The organism is Euzebyales bacterium, assembly GCA_036374135.1.
Classification (GTDB): domain Bacteria; phylum Actinomycetota; class Nitriliruptoria; order Euzebyales; family JAHELV01; genus JAHELV01.
This window is the reverse complement of the sequence record DASUUK010000113.1, coordinates 129,205-146,568: the sequence shown is the minus strand read 5'-3', so window position 1 is coordinate 146,568 and position 17,364 is coordinate 129,205. Positions and strand designations below refer to the sequence as shown.

General features: G+C 71.3%; 14 protein-coding genes and 1 tRNA gene. 5 read left to right on the top strand and 10 right to left on the bottom strand.

The features are described from left to right. On the top strand, window positions 1–304 hold a 304-nt coding region (locus VFZ70_18570), incomplete at its 5' end, for a hypothetical protein (protein ID HEX6257819.1). A gap of 162 nt (window positions 305–466) precedes the next feature. On the opposite strand, the gene VFZ70_18565 is transcribed toward VFZ70_18570, so the two are convergent. From VFZ70_18565 to VFZ70_18550, 4 genes are all read right to left on the bottom strand, one after another. After that, window positions 467–542 (bottom strand) — tRNA-Thr (locus tag VFZ70_18565). A gap of 391 nt (window positions 543–933) precedes the next feature. Next, window positions 934–2,463, bottom strand: a complete 1,530-nt coding sequence (locus VFZ70_18560; protein HEX6257818.1) for a M28 family metallopeptidase — start codon at window positions 2,461–2,463, stop codon at window positions 934–936. Window positions 2,464–3,368: 905 nt separating this feature from the next. Then, window positions 3,369–6,038 carry a GNAT family N-acetyltransferase gene (locus tag VFZ70_18555; GenBank protein HEX6257817.1) on the bottom strand — a complete coding sequence of 890 codons (2,670 nt, stop codon included), beginning with the start codon at window positions 6,036–6,038 and terminating at the stop codon, window positions 3,369–3,371. A gap of 156 nt (window positions 6,039–6,194) precedes the next feature. Beyond that, entirely contained in the window at window positions 6,195–6,836 is a 642-nt protein-coding gene (locus tag VFZ70_18550) for a L,D-transpeptidase family protein (protein HEX6257816.1), read from the bottom strand. A gap of 393 nt (window positions 6,837–7,229) precedes the next feature. Here VFZ70_18550 and VFZ70_18545 point away from each other — a divergent pair, with 393 nt between their 5' ends. After that, window positions 7,230–7,982: a DUF427 domain-containing protein gene (locus VFZ70_18545; GenBank protein ID HEX6257815.1), complete on the top strand. Its 753-nt coding sequence runs from the start codon at window positions 7,230–7,232 to the stop codon at window positions 7,980–7,982. Window positions 7,983–8,040: 58 nt separating this feature from the next. Here the strand turns inward: VFZ70_18545 and VFZ70_18540 are convergent, their stop codons facing one another. Then, window positions 8,041–8,295: a DUF2277 domain-containing protein gene (locus VFZ70_18540; GenBank protein ID HEX6257814.1), complete on the bottom strand. Its 255-nt coding sequence runs from the start codon at window positions 8,293–8,295 to the stop codon at window positions 8,041–8,043. Window positions 8,296–8,301: 6 nt separating this feature from the next. Further along, window positions 8,302–8,964, bottom strand: a complete 663-nt coding sequence (locus VFZ70_18535) for an NAD(P)H-binding protein (GenBank protein ID HEX6257813.1) — start codon at window positions 8,962–8,964, stop codon at window positions 8,302–8,304. A 299-nt stretch (window positions 8,965–9,263) separates the two neighbouring features. On the opposite strand from VFZ70_18535, the gene VFZ70_18530 reads away from it, so the two are divergent. Both VFZ70_18530 and VFZ70_18525 read left to right on the top strand, forming a co-directional pair. Continuing rightward, the gene (locus tag VFZ70_18530; protein HEX6257812.1) at window positions 9,264–10,199 is read left to right on the top strand and encodes a hypothetical protein; all 936 of its coding nucleotides are present in this window, start codon (window positions 9,264–9,266) and stop codon (window positions 10,197–10,199) included. Window positions 10,200–10,336: 137 nt separating this feature from the next. Beyond that, window positions 10,337–10,597, top strand: a complete 261-nt coding sequence (locus VFZ70_18525; GenBank protein ID HEX6257811.1) for a hypothetical protein — start codon at window positions 10,337–10,339, stop codon at window positions 10,595–10,597. Between the two features lie 5 nt (window positions 10,598–10,602). Here VFZ70_18525 and VFZ70_18520 read toward each other — a convergent pair whose 3' ends face one another. Together VFZ70_18520 and VFZ70_18515 are read right to left on the bottom strand one after the other, a co-directional pair. Next, on the bottom strand, window positions 10,603–11,310 hold the full coding sequence (locus tag VFZ70_18520; protein HEX6257810.1) for a VOC family protein: 708 nt from the start codon (window positions 11,308–11,310) through the stop codon (window positions 10,603–10,605). A gap of 34 nt (window positions 11,311–11,344) precedes the next feature. After that, on the bottom strand, window positions 11,345–12,808 hold the full coding sequence (locus VFZ70_18515) for a GuaB1 family IMP dehydrogenase-related protein (protein ID HEX6257809.1): 1,464 nt from the start codon (window positions 12,806–12,808) through the stop codon (window positions 11,345–11,347). Window positions 12,809–12,929: 121 nt separating this feature from the next. Here VFZ70_18515 and VFZ70_18510 point away from each other — a divergent pair, with 121 nt between their 5' ends. After that, a complete protein-coding gene (locus tag VFZ70_18510; GenBank protein ID HEX6257808.1) occupies window positions 12,930–13,556 on the top strand; it encodes a hypothetical protein in 627 nt (208 codons plus the stop codon). A 571-nt stretch (window positions 13,557–14,127) separates the two neighbouring features. Here the strand turns inward: VFZ70_18510 and VFZ70_18505 are convergent. Then, complete coding sequence (locus tag VFZ70_18505; GenBank protein HEX6257807.1) at window positions 14,128–15,255, bottom strand: hypothetical protein; 1,128 nt, start codon at window positions 15,253–15,255, stop codon at window positions 14,128–14,130. After that, window positions 15,252–17,330, bottom strand: a complete 2,079-nt coding sequence (gene tmk / locus VFZ70_18500; protein ID HEX6257806.1) for a dTMP kinase — start codon at window positions 17,328–17,330, stop codon at window positions 15,252–15,254. Before tmk ends, VFZ70_18505 begins: the two co-directional genes overlap by 4 nt. Window positions 17,331–17,364: the final 34 nt, after the last annotated feature.

Below are 17,364 nucleotides of genomic sequence, written 5' to 3'. Positions count from 1 at the left end.
GGGCGTCCGGTTCCAGCGCCGCCCGTCCCATCCGCGAGCGCGAGGCGTCGTGGGACGCCCGCGTTCGGGGCCCGACAGCCTCCGTGGCTACCTCGAACGCAACTGCATCGCGCTGCTCAGCAACCACGACCGCGAGCCGATCGACCCGCCCTCGCCCGGCTGGCTCGGCCGCCACGCACGCGCCCCACAGATCCGCTCGTCTGGTCTGTGGAACGTCAACCACATCACCGAGCACTACGACCCCCTGGTCCTTGACGAGCTCGCGGACGCGGTCGCGGCCACGGTCCGGACGCCCGCCACATGACCGATGCGACCGCGCCAGGCCAGACTGTTGACACGCTGTTGCCAACGGCGGTGGCAATCACCCGGCAATCACCGGCTACTAGTGGCAACGGCCACCGGTCGGCCAGATCCCGCGTTTTGCCTGGTCAGCCCGCGAAGTCGGGCGAAATGCCTGGTCAAGTGGTGGAGCCGGGACGGGGAATCGAACCCCGGACCTGCTCATTACGAGTGAGCCGCTCTGCCGACTGAGCTATCCCGGCGGATGAGCCCCGACCAGCGTGGTCGCGGACCCATGTGCATCTGCGGACCAGACAGCGAGGCCGTGGGCCGCAGCAGGTCAACAGCATAGACGGGTCTCGCCGGATTCGCCGGTGCCGACTGCTGTGGCGTCGACTGCCGCGGACGGGCACCAGCGGCGCCCCGCCACCGGCCCCGTATCGCATTTCACCGGCGGACCGACAACCGACGGCGCCCCCGCCACCGGCCCCGTGTCGTCGCACTTCACCGGCGGACCGACAACCGACGGCGCCCACCCACCGGCCGCATGTCACAGACGATGGGCTGCCGTCCCGACGGCGGCAAGGGCGTGGCCATGATGAGCGAGTACCGCGGGGACGCCCCGAGCGTCCCCGCGGTACTTCCCGAACTCCGTCAGCGGATGCGGTGGGTGCCGTGGAACTCCGACTGGGCCGTGGCCGCCTGCCCGGATGCCTTGCCGGTCCCGTTGACGCTCGACGTGGTCATCGCGTACACAAGCGTGGCGTGCGCGATGGCGTCGGACATCTGATCGAGTCCCACGTCGCTGTTGTTGTCGTACGTGTCGCACGCGAGGTGGTAGCACGGGTCGTACGCCACACCTGCGGTACCGCCGTAGATTGCCGCCTGCTCCTCGGTCTTGATGCCCTCCGCCCCGGTGAACAGGCCACCGGCGGGGATGCCCGCGTTGATGAAGGCGTCGTAGTCGGACCGACCGTCGAACTCGGTCGGCTCGGACTCCAGGCCCAGTGATGCGAAGAAGTCGACGAACGTGGCCTCGATGTGGCCACTGCCGCTCGGGCCCTTGACGCCGAATGCCGAACCGTCGCCGTCGTACACGAAGCGCACGAAGTTCGGCGAGCCCACCATGTCGAAGTTGAGGTAGGCCTCGACGTCATTGAGCTCTTGGCGCGTGAGGGTGTCGACGTAGCGCTGCGACCCGATCAGGCCCGACTCCTCGGCGCCCCAGAACGCGAAGCGGACCGCGTTGCGCGGCTCGATACCGAGATCAGCCATCTGGGCGGCGGTCTCGAGGATGGCAGCCGTACCGGAGCCGTTGTCGTTGATGCCCGGACCCTCGTCGACGGAGTCGAGGTGTGCGCCGACCATCAGCGTGCGGTCGGTGCGCCCCGACGGCGAGTCGGCGATCACATTGGACGTGGTGCGCTCCTCCACGTGGGTGAAGGCAGCCGCTCGGACGATCAGTTCACCGTCCGCGGCCAATCCGGCCAGCTCGCTGCCGACGGCGAATGTGGCGTCGAGCACCGGGATCGCGGCCTGCGGAGGGTCGAGGGTGCCGATGATCAAATCGGTGCGGCCCTCCTGACCCTCGTTGAAGATGATCGCCGCGCTGGCGCCGGCCGCAGCGGCGTTGTCGGCCTTGTCACGGAAGAAGCAGGTGCCGCGCTGGATCAGCGCGATGTTGCCCTCGGGGAAGCCGTCGAAGTCCGAGGCCTCACAGCCGCTGGTCGACGTGTTCGCCTGCGATCCCGGCGGCAGCACCAGGTCGACGGGCGTCACCGGGGCCGTGACGTCACCGGCACCGGAGTACTCCATGACGTCGATGTCGGTGCCGGGCTCGTACGCGGGGAGGTCCGGGGTCACCGGGTCGAGAACTGGATCCTCGTCGACCACGAAGAACTCGTACTCGAACTCCTGCTGCTCGACGGTGTAGCCCGCGTCCTCGAGCACCCCCTGGACGTAATCGGCCGAGGCGTCATACCCGGGCGTGCCGCTGGCCCTCGTGCCGCCGTTCGCGTCGGCGATCTGCTGGAGCGCCAACTGGTGGGCGCGTACGCCGTCCAGTGTGACGGCCTCGCGCAGGTTGGCGGTGTCTGTGGGAACGGCCGCGATCGAGGGGGCGGCCACAGCCGCCATCACCACCATCATCGCGGCCAACGCGAGCAACCTGGTTCTGAGCATCATCAACGCCTTTCGCAGCAGCAATCTGAATGAGCTCGGTCGCACGGTGGGCGACGGGCGGTCGTAGCCCTCGTGCGTGACCCCTGAAACGGGACGGTCGCCGATGGCGCGGTCTCGATGCAGGCGGGCATCGTATCCGCACCCGTGTACCGGAAGCACCACCGCGGCGAGTTCGATGTGCCCCGACGTCATGAGATTCGTCGACGCACCCGGGATGTCGGTCAGGAGGCCGGGTACCAGAGCCGAGCGACGCCGTCGCTGCCCGCCGTCGCGACCAGCCCTCCGTCGTCGCCCCGGTGACGAACAGCTTCTCCAACTGGTCGATCACGAGCAGCAGGTCGCCGGCGTCACCGACGAGACGGTCCACCGTCATGCGCCTTCGCCGGCGGCCGACCGGGCGGCCAGGCTCGGTTCGTATTCGCGGGCGACCGGCAGCGGCGCCGCGGCGAGGTCCTCGAAGAGCGCAGCGCTCGGCGCCATCACACGACAGGCCACTGCTGTGAGCCGGCGACCGCCCCGCGTCGCGGCCTCGGAGATCAACCCGGCGCCGCTGGATGCACCGCCCGGGCATGGACTGGGCTCGCCACCAACGCGCTCAGCCGATGTCGTCGTGACACCGGATGCGCACGACCGAGGACGCGCCGGCGCTCGACGGTCCGACCATAGCGAGGAAGCGGTCACCGGCGTCGAGGCGCTCGACGAGTCCGGCAATCGTCGCCGGGCGCCCCGAAGCGGACCGGCTTCGCCGGCAGGCTGATTCCGCTGACTCATGGTCCGTCGCCTGTTGGCCCGCACGGCTGCGGACAGCCGGCGACGAAGGCCGGCCGACGAAGCACTGGCCGTCTGTCGCGACCACGTATGTGCAGAACGCTTGGAACATCCACCAACTCAGGCGCTGGCCCCCCGCGTCACTCGCGGCTCAGCCTGATGCGGGCGTCGACGGCGCGCACGCCGTCGGGTCCTGCGAAGACGGGGTTGATGTCGATCTCGCGGACCTCGGGCACGTCTTCGACGAGCGAGGACAGCCGGAACAGCAGGTGCTTGACCGCCGTGAGGTCGACCGGTTCGCTGCCGCGGTAGCCGGTGAGCAGCGGGAAGCCACGCAGGGTGGTCAGCATCTCATCGACGTCGTGGTCGGTGATCGGGTGGATCCGGACGCTGACGTCACGGAGCAGCTCCACGAGCGACCCGCCGAGCCCGACCAGCAGCAGATGACCGAAGGTCGGGTGGTGGTCGACGCCGGCGATCAGCTCCACGCCCTCGGGGAGCATCTCCTGCACGACGTAGCCGTCGTCGAGCAGCTCGCGGCGACCATGGCCGGTGACATTGCGATCGATCTCCGCGACGGCCCGCTCGACCGCCTCTGCGCTGTCGAGCGCGAGCTTCACGCCGCCGACGTCGCTCTTGTGCGTCGCGGCCGCGAGCTTCACGGCGACGGGCCCGCCGATGTCCTCCCAGGCTCCGACAGCCTCGTCGGGCGTCCGCACGTGCGCGAACCTGGCCGTGCCGATGCCGTAGGCCTTCAGGAGGCGGTCGGTGTTGCGCGGGTCCAGCCACACGTCGTCGGCGTCCTCGAGCGCAGCGTCGACGACGGTACGCGCATCCTGGCTGTCAGCGCCCTCGACCTGGACCACCGCACTCTCGGGACGACGACTCCACTGGCCGTACCGCGCGACGCGGGCGAGGGCGACCGCGGCGTCCTCGGGGTAGCGGAAGGTGGGCAGCCCCGCGTCCCGGAGGATCGCGCTGGCGTCGCTGTCCTCCATGAACACACTGAGCAGGCTGACCCCCGGCGACACCTGGGATCGGGCCTCCACGAGCGCGCGCGCGACATCGCCCGCGGTCGTGACGATCGATGGGATGAAGATGCTGATCACGGTGTCGATGTGCGGATCGTCGGCGAGCGCCTCCACCGCCTGCCGGTACTGCTCGGCCGTCGCCGATGCGATCATGTCGACAGGGTTGCGCACACTCGCGCCGTCCGGCAGGAACGAGCGCAGGCGCGCCATCGTCCGCTCCGTCGGCTTCGGCAGTTCGAGCCCGTTGGACTCGCCGGCGTCGGCGGCAAGGATGCCGGGCCCGCCGCCGTTGGTTACGATCGCGACCCGGTTGGTCTCGGGGATCTGGCCGTTGGACAGCAGCACCGAGACGTCGAACAGTTGCTCGAGCGTGTCGGTGCGGATCACGCCGGCCTGATGGAACAGCGCGTCGACCGCGAGGTCGCCCGCGGCGAGCGCGCCGGTGTGTCCCGATGCCGCCCGTTCGCCCGCGGACGTGCGGCCGGCCTTGACGACCGCGATCGGCTTGGTGCGCCCGACGCGGCGCGCGATCCGACCGAACTTGCCGGGGTTCCCGAAGGATTCCAGGTACAGCAGGATCACGTCGGTCGCGTCGTCAACCTCCCAGTACTGGATGAGGTCGTTGCCCGAGATGTCCGCCTTGTTGCCCATGCTCACGAAGGTCGACAGGCCGATGCCGAGCCGCTGCGCGGCCCCGAGGATCGCGAGCCCCAGCGCGCCCGACTGGCTGGAGAACCCGACGTTGCCGGCCGCGGGGAGGTTCGGCGAGAAGGTCGCGTTCATGCGCTTCTCAGGCGCCGCGTTGAGCACGCCCATGCAGTTCGGTCCGATCAGGCGGACACCGTACCGACGGGCGACCTCGAGGACGTCGGCCTGACGCTTCCGACCCTGCTCACCGAGCTCCCCGAAGCCAGCCGACACGATGACGACGACGGAGCAGCCGGCGCGCCCGGCGTCCTCGACGACCTCGCAGACGGCCTCGGCGGGGACGCAGACGATGACCAGCCCGGGTGTCGTGGGACAGTCCGCGATCGACGGATAGGCCGCGACCGTCTGCACGACGTCAGCGGCGTGGTTGACCGGGTACACGGCGCCCGAGAACCGGCCAGCCCGGAGGTTGTCGAAGACCAGCCCGCCGATCGTCGACGGATCGCGGCTGGCACCGACGACGGCGATGGTGTCGGGCTGCAGGACGCTGCGCAGCGCCGCGACCGCCGCCTCGCGGTCGTGCTCGTCGCCGGCGGCCAGGAAGTCCTGCGTCGCGGTCGCGCGGAAGTTGGTGGTGACGACCGACCCGTCGGTGTGCACCGCGGGCGCCAGGCCGGCGTCCCGAAGTACGCGCAACAGGCGTCGGTTCTCGGCCAGCACGTCGCCGTGGAACTCCGTGACGCCGAGCGCGTCGGCGGGGGCGGCCAGCGCCCGCAGCAGTGCCGTGCCGATGCCGTGGCCCTGCTCGGCGTCCTCGACGAGCACGGCGAACTCCGCACGCTCCGTCCGGTCCGGGTCGCGGTCGAACCGCGCGACGCCGACGATGCGCTCACCGCGCTCGGCGACCAGCGCGACGCGCGCGTCGAAGTCGACCTCCGTGAAGTAGCGCATGCGCTCGCGGTTCATGTGCATCGGCGCGAAGAAGCGCATGCGGATGGTCTCGGCGCTCAGCCGCGACCACATCTCGAGCATGCGGTCGAGGTCGGACGCCCGGATCGGGCGGATGCGCACCGTGCGTCCGTCGCGGGTCGTGGCGTCGGAGACGTAGTCGTCGAGCGTCAGGCCGGCCATGTCGGGCGCTCCCTTGGTCGGGCGTGCCGTGCCCGTCCCAGCGTGCCATCATGCGGGGGACACGCGGTCACGAGAGACTGCGCTGGGCGCCGGCACCGCCTGGCCACCGGCCACCGGCCGCCGGCGGCCGCGGCGGGACGTCCCGCGCGTCGTGTGTCAGCGCGACCAGTTCTGGCCGTAGATGTAGATCGGCGAGCCGATCTTGACCTCGTTCCACAGCTTGTCGGCCGTGCGGACCGTGATGCGCACGCAGCCATGGCTCGCCGGATACCACGGCACCGACCGGCTTCCATGGACGGCGTAGCCACCGCTCTTGAAGTACTTGGCGTTGTACATGTTGCCGTTGCCTGAGTCGCTGGGGTACTGGCTGCTGTCATGCCAGCCCGGCCACTGCCAGGTGAACGTGTACGAGCCGTTCGGGGTGCGGTGCCCCGCCTTGCCCGTGGAGACCTTGATGATCCGCTTCCAGTTCCCCCAGCGGGCCTGGTACATCATCTGACAGGTCTTGTCGACCGACAGGTAGTTCTTTCCCTGCCGCGGCTTTGGCAACGACGCGGTGTTGCGCAACGTCGTGACGTCCTTCCAGCGGATGCGGTCCCGGGAAACCCGCCTGTAGCCGATCAGCCGGCGCGCCGCGCACACCGCCTGACGCGTGCGGGGGCCCTCGACGCCGTCGACCGTCACGTAGATGCCCAGCCGGTTCAGGTTCTTCTGCACCGCGATCACATGCTTCTTCGCAACGTCGGCGTGGGCAGGAGTCGACCCCGCGGCCATCAGACCGACCATCAGCGCCGACACCACGAGCAACCGCAGCAGCACGCCACCGACGCCTGTCATGGTGGACAACCTGTGCTGCGCCGTAGGGATGCGTGCTTCCATCGTCTGGCTCCGAGACTCCGCGTGTACATGGACATGTTGATGTGCCCGGCCCCCTCACGGCCCCGCCGGGTGCCGAACTCAGTTGTCGTCACACATGGCGACGTGCGCGCCGCCCCGTGGACCGGCGACCTCCGAACGGGTCGGATCCGGCCGCGCACCACCACAGCATGCCGCAAGTCGGCGCACTTCGCGAACCGACGGCGGCGAGCCGTCGGCATGCGCGGGTCAGCCGCGCATCCGCCGTGCGCAACACCGCCGGAATGCGCTGCGACGTCGCAGTGTTTGCCCCTTCAGACGACAGTGGAGGCACCTGTGGACGAGACCACGGACGACATCAGGATCGAGCTCAGCCCGAAACGCGTCCGAGTGTTGCTGGGCGGCACCTACATCGTCGACACGACCGGCGCCCTGCTCGTGTGGGAGGGCCCCTGGTACCCCACCTACTACCTGCCGCTGGACGACGTGCGCGCCGGCGTGCTGCGCGACACGGGCCGGACAGCGTCACGGATCGACGGCGTCGAAGCGGCGATCCACGACGTCGTCGTGGGCGACCGCACCGCCGCCGGCGCGGCACTCGTGCTGGAAGATCCGCCGGTGAAGCAACTCGCGGGCACCGTCCGCCTGCAGTGGTCGGACATGGACGCGTGGTTCGAAGAGTCCGAACAGGCGTACGTGCACCCACGCGATCCCTACAAGCGCATCGACACGCTGGCAAGCGATCGCCACGTCGTCGTCGAGATCGACGGGACGGTGGTGGCCGACAGCCGCCGGCCGACATTGCTGTTCGAGACGTCACTTCCCACGCGCTACTACCTGCCCAAGACCGACGTGCGCATGGACCTGCTGACGCCGACGGACCACACGACCCGGTGCCCGTACAAGGGCACGGCCGAGTACTACGCGGTGACCGTCGACGGGACGACCCACGGCAACGCCGCGTGGTGGTACCGCCACCCCACGCACGAGAGCGCGGCGATCGCCGGCCTGGTGTGCTTCTACAACGAGCGCGTCGACCTCACGGTCGACGGCGAACGACTCCAACGCCCGCAGACGCCGTTCAGCTGATCCACCTGTCGAGGCGGGATCGTCCGGCCACGACCCCACGCCTGCGTGCGCAGCCGGCTCAGCTCCGCGCCGCCCTCAGCCGGCGCTGCACCGGCACCGCGGGCTTGGATCCCGGGGCGACGACCAGTGCGTCGAGCAGGCGGTCGGTGACCCGGGCGATCTCGTCGACGGCCGCCTCGAACGCCTCGGCGTTGGCCTGCGACGGCGCGCGGTAGCCGCTGATCTTGCGGACGTACTGCAGCGCCGCGTCACGGATCTCTGTGTCCGTCGCGGGCGGCTCCGCCCCGCGCAGCTGCTGGATGCTCCGACACATGGACGCTCACCCCTCTCCGTGCCCGGTGGCCGCCTCCAGCGCGTCCGGGATCGGCGTGTCGCCGCCGACCACCTCGACGATGTGCCCGGCCGTCGCGTCGCGGTCGAGCGCGGCCAGGACCACCGCCGCGACGTCGGCGCGCGGGATCTCGCCGCGGTCGACATGCCGCGCGAGCTTCACCCGCCCGGTCCCGTCGTCGCCGGTCAGCCGACCCGGGCGCACGATCGTCCACGCCAGGTCGCTGTCCATCACCGCCCGGTCGGCGCGTGCCTTGGCCCGCAGGTAGACCTCGAACACACTGTCGCCGTCCGGCGGGTCGTCGGTGCCCATCGCGCTGATCATCACGTACCTGCCGACGCCGGCATGCGCAGCCGCGTCGCGCAGCTTGACCGCCGCCTCGTAGTCGACCGTCTCCTTGCGGGCGGCGCCACTGCCGGGGCCCGCCCCGGCGGCGAACACGACGGCGTCGGCTCCCGCGACGGCATCGGCCAGTTCGACGACCGGTGCCCGTTCGAGGTCGAGGACCACACCGGAGGCGCCGACCTCGGCCAGGTCGTCCTGCTGCTCGGCGGCGCGGATGATGCCGCGCACGGTGTCACCCCGCTCGGACAGCAGGCGGCTGAGGTGCAGGGCGATCTGGCCGTGCCCTCCGGCGATCACGACGTCCACGGGGAGTCTCCTCACGATCAGCGGGTCGGACCCGTGCACGATACCCACTCGGCAGGGTGGCAACGTCCGGACACGCTCGTCGACACCACCGTCACGCGATGTCCGCGTCGAACCGGATCGCCCCGACGACGTTGCCCTCGGTGTCCTCGACGACGACCAACTCGCCGACGCCGCTGATGGTCTTCGCGTCCGGCACCACGCGCCCGCGGGTGTCGACCGCGGCGCGTGTGTGACCGGCGCGGCGGCATGGGCGTACGCTGCCGGCGAGGCACACGGGCGGCCCGACCCACGGAGACGCAGTGACCGAGATGCCCGACGACGACCCCCGGATCGACGAGCTGTTCGCACTCGCACCGGAGGAGTTCACGGCGACCCGTAACGCACTGGTCCGCCAGTTGCGCGCCGACGGGCTGCGCGAGCTGGCCACGCAGGTCGCGGCACTGCGGCGGCCGACGGCGGCGGCCTGGGCGGTGAACCAGACCGTCCGGGCGCACGCGGACGAGTTCGAGGAACTGCTGGCGGCGGGTGCGGCCGTGCGCACCGCCCAGCGCCGCGCGCTGTCGGGCGTCCCGGGTGGGATGCGTGACGCGACCCGCCGGCGGCGTGAGCAGATCGAGCGCCTGTCCGACCGTGCCACACGGATCCTGGACGAGCACGGCGTGGCCTCCAGCGCCCAGCGTGGCGACATCGTCGCGACCTTCGACGCGGCATCCGCCGACGATGCGGCGGCAGCACGCGTGCGCGAGGCCCGGCTGTCCCAGGCACTGCCCGTGTCGTCGGACTTCGACGCCCTCGAGGGACTGACCGTGCTCGCGAACGTCGAACCCGCGGTCGGGACGCCGGACGCCGCGCCGTCCAACGCCGGCGACGTCGGTTCCGCGGCCGCCGAGCCGACAGACGACGAGGCCGCGGCCGACGCTGCACGGCAGGAGGCAGCGCTGGCGCGTCGCCACGCGATCCGAGCGGTCTCGGATGCGCGTCGACGCCTGGCCGATGCGCGGCAGGAGGCGGACCGCGCGGCCGCCGAGGCCGAGCGGGCCGCGGCACGCGCCACCGCTGCCGACCAGACCGCGACCGCGGCGGAGGACAAGGCCCGCCGACTGCGACGCGACGCCGACGAGCGCGCCGACCGCGCCGCCACCGCCCGGACACGCGCGGTCGAGGCCGAGCAGTCCGCACGACGGTCCGCCGACGAGCTCGAGGCCGCGCAGCAGGAACTCGATGCCCTCAACTGACAGGGTCCCCGGGCGCGATCCGCCCTGATCTGTGCCACACCTGCGACATCGGGGCTATCAGGACGCAACGTCGCTGCTCTGTTCTGGTGACGACGCGGGGGGTTCCCGCGCCGCACCCGGCGAAGAGCGTGATCGCGATGGACGACACCCGCATCCTGCCGATGCCTCAGCTGACCGCGTGCCCGCAGTGCGCCGCACCGGCGGAGATCGTGCGCCGCACCGTGCTCGAGAGCACGGACGGTCCGATCGAGCACGCCGCCGTGCGGTGCGTGGCGCGGCACCACTTCGTGCTGCCGACATCCCAGCTCGACCACGATGCCGCGCACGTCACGCCGGTGACAACGACGACCGCGCACGCCGCGGAAGCGGCCGCCCCGCGTGCGCGCCGGCGCCGCTGAATCCTTCAGCTCACATCGAGCGGGGGGGATCCGAGGGCGGCGGGCATCGGTGGGACCACACCGGACAGGCGGAGCGCAGCGGGACCGGCCGGTGCACCCGACTCGACGACGACATCCAGCGGACTGTCGGTCCAGCGGCACACCAGCCGGGGGCCGGCGCGATCGACGGCGGCGCCCAGCAACGTCCACAGCCGGGCCGCGGCGTCGAGGTCCGGATGGCGCAAGGTCGGTCCGAGCAGCCGCGGCGCCGACGGGCGCGGAGGTGATGCGGTGAGACCCAGACGGACGGCCAGCGCGGCGTCGTCCTCGGCGGCCCACGCGAGCTGCACGATGAGGCCGCCGACCTGGCTGGGCCGCAGGAACCCCTCGCGCCACCACGGCGACGTGTCCTGCACGTCGACCACGTCGTGGCCCCCCGCGCGCACCGTCGCGATGGCCACCGGAAGGTCGTTGACCTTGAGGGTCACGTGATGGATCGTCGGGCCGAACCGGTCCAGGAACGGCGGCACGAACCCACCGCCCTCCGGCGGTGGCCCGAGCAGCTCGAGCTTGCCCCCGCCGGCCATCCGCACCTGCGCGTACGTGAACAGCTCGTAGGTCTCGCAGACGACCATGCCGCCACCCACCGCGTCACGCCAGTGGGCGAGCGCGACGTCGACGTCGGCGACGGCGATCGCGACGTGGTCGAGTGTGACGTCCAGCGCGTCGGCCACGGCGGATCCTTTGACGGGGTGCGGCGCGAGGACGCTACCAGCCGCTCGGCAGCGCCTGCCCCTCGGCGAACCCCGAGCGCGTCTGGATCCCGAGCACCGCGCGTTCGTGCAGCTGTTCGAGGGTCGCCGCGCCCGCGTATGAGCACGCGCTGCGCACACCTGCGGTGATCGAGTCGAGCAGGTCCTCGACACCGGGCCGCAGCGCGTCGAGGTACATCCGCGCCGACGAGATCCCCTCCTCGAAGAACTGCTTGCGGGCGCGCTGCAGTGCGTCCTCGCCCGCCGTGCGACGGTCCACGGCTCTCGCGGACGCCATGCCGAAGCTGACCTTGTAGGGGCGTCCGTCGGGGTCGTGCTCGAGATCCCCCGGGGACTCGTGGGTGCCGACCAGCCACGACCCGATCATGACGTTGCCGGCACCGGCGGCGAGCGCCAGCGCCACGTCACGGGGGGTGCGGATGCCGCCGTCGGCCCACACGTGGCCACCGAGCCGGCGGGCCTCGGCGGCGCAGTCGACGATCGCAGACAGCTGCGGACGACCGACGCCCGTCGTCACGCGCGTGGTGCACATCGCGCCCGGCCCGACACCGACCTTGACGATGTCGGCGCCGGCAGCGATGAGATCGCGCGTGCCTTCGACCGTCACGACGTTGCCGGCCACCACGGGGACCGGCGGATCGAGCGCCCGCACCTCGGCCACCGCCGTCAGCATGCGCTCCTGGTGTCCGTGCGCGGTGTCGACGACCAGCACGTCGACGCCGGCGTCGAGCAGCAGCTTGGCGCGCTCGCCCGCCGCGGAGCCGATGCCGATCGCGGCGCCGACGCGCAGGCGGCCACCGGCGTCGAGCGCCGGGTCGTACAACGTCGAACGAACGGCCCCCGACCGTGTGAGCACGCCGGCCAACTGGCCGTCAGCGTCGACGACCGGCGCGACACGGCGGCGGGCGTCGGCGAGCCGGCGGAACCCCTCCGCGGGAGCGATGGTGTCGGGCACGGTGACCACGCCGGTCGACATCACCGTGTCGAGTTGCGCGAAGCGGTCGACGTCGACGCAGTCGGCCGACGTCACGATGCCCACCGGTACGCCCTGCTCAGTGATGACCACCGCATCGTGGGCGCGCTTGGGTAGCAGCGCGAGCGCGGCACCCACCGTGTCGTGCCGTTCGAGGGTGATCGGTGTCTCGAACACCGGATGGCGGCGCTTGTGGGTGGCGATGACGTCGGTCACGATCTCGTCGGGGATGTCCTGGGGGATGATCGCGATGCCGCCACGCCGCGCCACCGTCTCGGCCATCCGACGGCCTGACACGGCCGTCATGTTGGCGGTCACCACCGGGATCGTCGTGCCGGAGCCGTCCACCGTGGACAGGTCGACGTCGAGCCGGGAGCCGACGTCGGACCGGTTCGGCACCAGGAAGGCGTCGTCGAACGTCAGGTCGTGGGTGGGCACATGGCCCTGCAGGTAGCGCACCGCCGGCCGATCATCGCGGGTGGTCAACACCTCCATCCTGGCACGGCCGTAGCCGATGCCGCCGCTCGTGTCCACCCGCCCGGGGGCGTATCTACGGGACACGTGCGAAATGCGTACGGACGCCCGTGATGCAATAGTGTTGCGCCTGATGCGGGCGACGAAGTTCAGCGTGCGCGCCACCGCCGTGTTCTTCACGAGCGTCGTGGTGTTCGCGTCGATGGTGGTCATTGCTCGCAGCCTGCAACTGCAGAGTGACCTCGCGCCATTTCGCCCCTCGTCGGACCTCGAGCCGCCGTCGGAGGCCGCGGCCGAGCCGGCATGGCCACAGACGACGACCGGCCTCGGCCAACCACGTCGCGTGGGCGATGCCGGGATCAGCGACGAGCCCCAGACGGTCGTGACGGCCAGCCCGGTGCCCGAGGACCCGGTGGGCGAGGACGACGACGCATCCGCGCCGTCGCGCGTCACGGCCACGGTCCGTCGCGGATCGACGACCACGCGCACGCCGTCGACGGGAACGGCGTCGGACTCGACGTCGCAGTCGACGACACGGACCACCTCGACGACGAGCGACCAGGACGGCACGCGCGACAAGCCGGACAAGCCGCCACATCCCGAACCTGGTGGACCAGACAAGGACCCCAAGCCGGCACCCGAGCCCGAACCGACGCCGGAACCGTCACCGACGCCGTCCGAGGAGCCGAGCGAATCGATCGAGTCGTCGGCGACCGAGACCACGCTCGAGGGAGCCAGCGAGCCCGCGACGTCACCCTAGACCGCACCGCGGTCCAACCCCCGGTCCATCCCCCTGGTACAAGAACTGCCGCACGCTCGCCGCGATCCTGGGCGTCGCCACCGTGCCATTCGTCCTGCCGTGGATCCCCGGCCTCCCGAACGGGTTCTGGGGCCAGGCCGCCGACCGGCAGACGGTCGGGGCGCGGGGTGACGCGCGCCGCGCCCCGACCGTCAGGCAGCACCCATGGCATCGTCGTCGGCCGGCTCCACGTCCACCCCGCACGCGGGGCTGGGCGTCACGCAGGACTCTCGGCTGGCACTCGTCCACGCACCCGACGGCTGGACGGGGGGCTGCTGCACCCACTTCCTGACGGCGTCCGGGTGCGTCGGATCGCCCGTGGGCGTCCCGGCACAGGGTGGTTGTCGAATCACGCGTCAACGCCAGCATCGGACAACCACCTCGTCATCGGGCACCAAAGGTGGTTGCCCCTTCGCGGGGTGGGCGTCCGGCACCGGGGTGGTTGTCAAATGACCCGTTCACGCCAGCATCGGACAACCACCTCGTGATCTGGCGCTGAAGGTGGTTGTCCGTTGGCGTGGTGGGTGCAGGATCAGGCGGCCGCGAGCGACCACAGGTCCAGCAGCAGCGACTCGACGGCGAGCGTCATCGCGACGTTGAGCTCGAGCTCCTCGCGGCGCGCGAACAGCGTGTCGATCGACGCCAGCAGGGCGCGCTCGGACAGCTCTGCCGCGTCCGCGCGCAGGCCGTCCGGGTCATCGGCGTGGATGGCGACGTCCGGGTCGGCGCCACGGCGGACCAGCAGGACGTCGCGGTACCAGCAGGCGAGGTCGTCCAGCGCCGTCTGTGCCACGACGGTCCGGGTCTCCCGCTCGCGACGCGTCGCCCGCTGCTCCACCTGGCGGACCACGTCGCGGGGCGGCGCATCACCGTAGAACTCGGCCAGCTGCGCCCGTTCGCGCTTGGCGTCCTCCCGCACATCGGCGACGGCGCGCTTCATCTCGTTGTCGAGATCGGCGGCCGCGATCAGTGCGAATCCCGGACCCTGCCCGCGGAGCTCACGCGGTATGCTGCGGTGCCGCTTGAGGTCATCGATGCCCTGCGCCGTGAGCAGGGCGCGCAGCCGTGCCGGCGACCCGGTCGCCGCACGCACGGCGAGGTCGCGGTCCTGCGCCGAACGCGTCTCCACCGTGGCCGCGAGCTCCGCCATCGTGTCCCGGTCCCACGGTGACACCCGGACCTCACGACAGCGCGACAGGATCGTGTCGGGCAGTTCGTCAGGATCGGCGAGCTCGATCAGCCACACCGTCCGCGGCGGTGGTTCCTCCAGCATCTTGAGAAACGCGTTGGCGGCCGCCTCGTTCATGCGGTCGGCGTCGATGATCCGCAGCACCTTGTAGCGGCCCTCGGCCGCGGTCCGCGACGCCACGTGCGTCCATGACTCGCGCACGTCGCCGACGCGGTGGACGGCCCCGACCGGCGCGAACTCCCAGTACGCGGGATGCGCGCCGCGCAGGCTGCGGGCACACGACGAGCACGCCCCGCACCCGGTCGGCGCGACCGTGCAGTTGAGCGCCGCCGCGAGGGACCGTGCGAGCTCCTGCTGCCCGACGCCGGTCGGACCGACGACGGCCCACGCGTGCCCGACGCGGTCCGCCGCCACGGCATCGCGCAACGCGTCGGCGGGGCGCCGTTGCCCCGGCACGTCCCAGATCGTCACGACGGTTCCTCCACGGGTTCGGGCGCCTCCAGGCCCAGGCGCGCGTCCACGACGGCGGCCACCTGAGCGGCCACCTCATCGATGTCACCGGTCGCGTCGATGACGACGAACCGGTCGGGCTCCTCCTTCGCGAGCGCGGCGAACCCGGCGGCGACCCGCTCGTGGAAATCCTGGGGCTGCCCCTCCAGCCGGTCGGCCGCGTCCACCCCACGGCGACGGCGCGCCCGCTCCAGACCGTCGGACGCGGGCAGGTCGAGCAGCACCACCAGGTCGGCGCGGGTCCCACCCGTCGCCCACCGGTTGACGTCGGCGAGGGCGCTGATCTCCAGTCCGCGTCCGTGTCCCTGGTAGGCCAGCGAACTGTCCACGTAGCGGTCGGACACCACGACGGCGCCACGTCGCAGCGCCGGCGCGATCACCTGCGTGACGTGCTCGGCTCTCGCGGCCGCATACAGCAGCGCCTCGGCTCGGTCGTCGAGGGCGTCGCCCTCGCGTGCGAGCAGGATCTCGCGGATCGCCTCGGCCGCAGGCGTGCCACCGGGCTCGCGGGTCGAGACGACGTCGACACCGCGTGCGCCGAGGTGCTCGGTGAGGCGCGCAGCCTGCGTCGTCTTGCCGGAACCCTCGACACCCTCGAACGCGATGAGCAGGCCGTCGGTCGCAGCGGACGCGGGCTCGACCGGTTCGTTCGGACCTGCCGCGCGCCAGATGGCCCGCGCCGATCGCAGCGAGAACCAGAGTGCGACCAGGCCACCGAGCAGCATGGTGATGCGTGGCCCCGACAGCGTCACCGACGCCGCGGCATCGCCGGTCCCGGCGATGCCGATGTTGATGACCTCGATCGACCCTGCGAGGAACGGCGCCAGCGCCAGCGCCGCGAACGTCGCCACCCGGGTGGCGGTGTAGAACGACGCGAACGTGCGACCCCGGCTCTCGTCGGCGGTGTAGGCGTGCAGCAGGGTGTAGCCGGTGACGACCGTCAGTCCGGCGAACGCGCCGAGCGCCGCCCCCAGCAGCAGCGTCGTGATCCAGTCGTTGTTGACGGCCAGCACCGTCGCAGCCAGCGACGTCAGCACGAGACCGATCGGGTAGACCCTTTCGGTGCGGAACCGGTTGGTGAGCACCGGTACCGCGAGGATGCCGACGATCAGACCCCCGCCGACCGCCGTGACCATCGTGAACCAGTCACCCTCGGGCCGACCGAGCACGCTGTCGACGAACACGGGACCGATGGTCACGACGATCGCCGCGCCGAAGAACACCCCTGTGACGCCGGTGACCAGCGCGTACACCAGCGGCTCGTCGGCGATCGCCTGCAGTCCCTCACGCACCTCGGCGTACATGCCCGGCGAGTCGCCGTCCTCGTCGACCTCGCGGACCGGGCTGTCCGCTCCGTCCGGCGGGTGGATGCGCGAAACGAACAGGGCCGAGACGAAGAACGTCATCCCGTCGAGCACCAGCACCGCACGCACGGGCTCGGTCGTCAGCAACGAGTCGGGCAGCAACGTCACGAGGCCGACCATCGCGGCCGCGAGCGCCGCGCCGAACGGCAGCGGGCCGTACGTGACCAGGAAGTTGAGCTGGTTGGCCTGGGTCAGCTCCGACCTGTCGATCAGCGCCGGCAGCATCGCGTCCTTGGCGGACATGAACAGCAGCGCGAGCGTCTCGATCAGGAACGTCAGCGCGAAGATCGCGACCAGGTCGCCGGAGAACGCCATGACACAGAACAACGTGCCGCGGGCCACGTCGACGATCGTCATCAGCCGCCGCCGGGGATAGCGGTCGGCGAGCACGCCGGCGACCGGGCCGACCAGCAGGCTCGGCACGAGGCGGGCCATCATGATGCCGCCCAGGCTGAACAACTGCACCCGGCTGCTCTCTGCGACGCTGACCACGAGCGTCTGCAGCGCGAACAGCCCGGCCCAGTCCCCGAGGCTTGTGATCAGGGCTGCGAAGAACCAGAAGCGATAGTTGCGGTTGGCGAGCAGCGACCGGTAGGACGCGACCGTTGCGGGGCTGCGCAGGTACCTCGGGTCGGTCTGCCCGGCCCCGCTCATCGCTGGACCGGCGGCCATGACGTCGGTGGCGCTCCTCTCGTTCCGGCGCCTC

Bases quoted from the DNA above. Each gene is read 5' to 3' on its own strand.
- VFZ70_18560 (HEX6257818.1), bottom strand. From the start codon at position 2,463: ATGATGCTCAGAACCAGGTTGCTCGCGTTGGCCGCGATGATGGTGGTG.
- VFZ70_18555 (HEX6257817.1), bottom strand. From the start codon at position 6,038: ATGGCCGGCCTGACGCTCGACGACTACGTCTCCGACGCCACGACCCGC.
- VFZ70_18540 (HEX6257814.1), bottom strand. From the start codon at position 8,295: ATGTGTCGGAGCATCCAGCAGCTGCGCGGGGCGGAGCCGCCCGCGACG.
- VFZ70_18525 (HEX6257811.1), top strand. From the start codon at position 10,337: ATGGACGACACCCGCATCCTGCCGATGCCTCAGCTGACCGCGTGCCCG.
- VFZ70_18510 (HEX6257808.1), top strand. From the start codon at position 12,930: ATGCGGGCGACGAAGTTCAGCGTGCGCGCCACCGCCGTGTTCTTCACG.
- tmk (HEX6257806.1), bottom strand. From the start codon at position 17,330: ATGGCCGCCGGTCCAGCGATGAGCGGGGCCGGGCAGACCGACCCGAGG.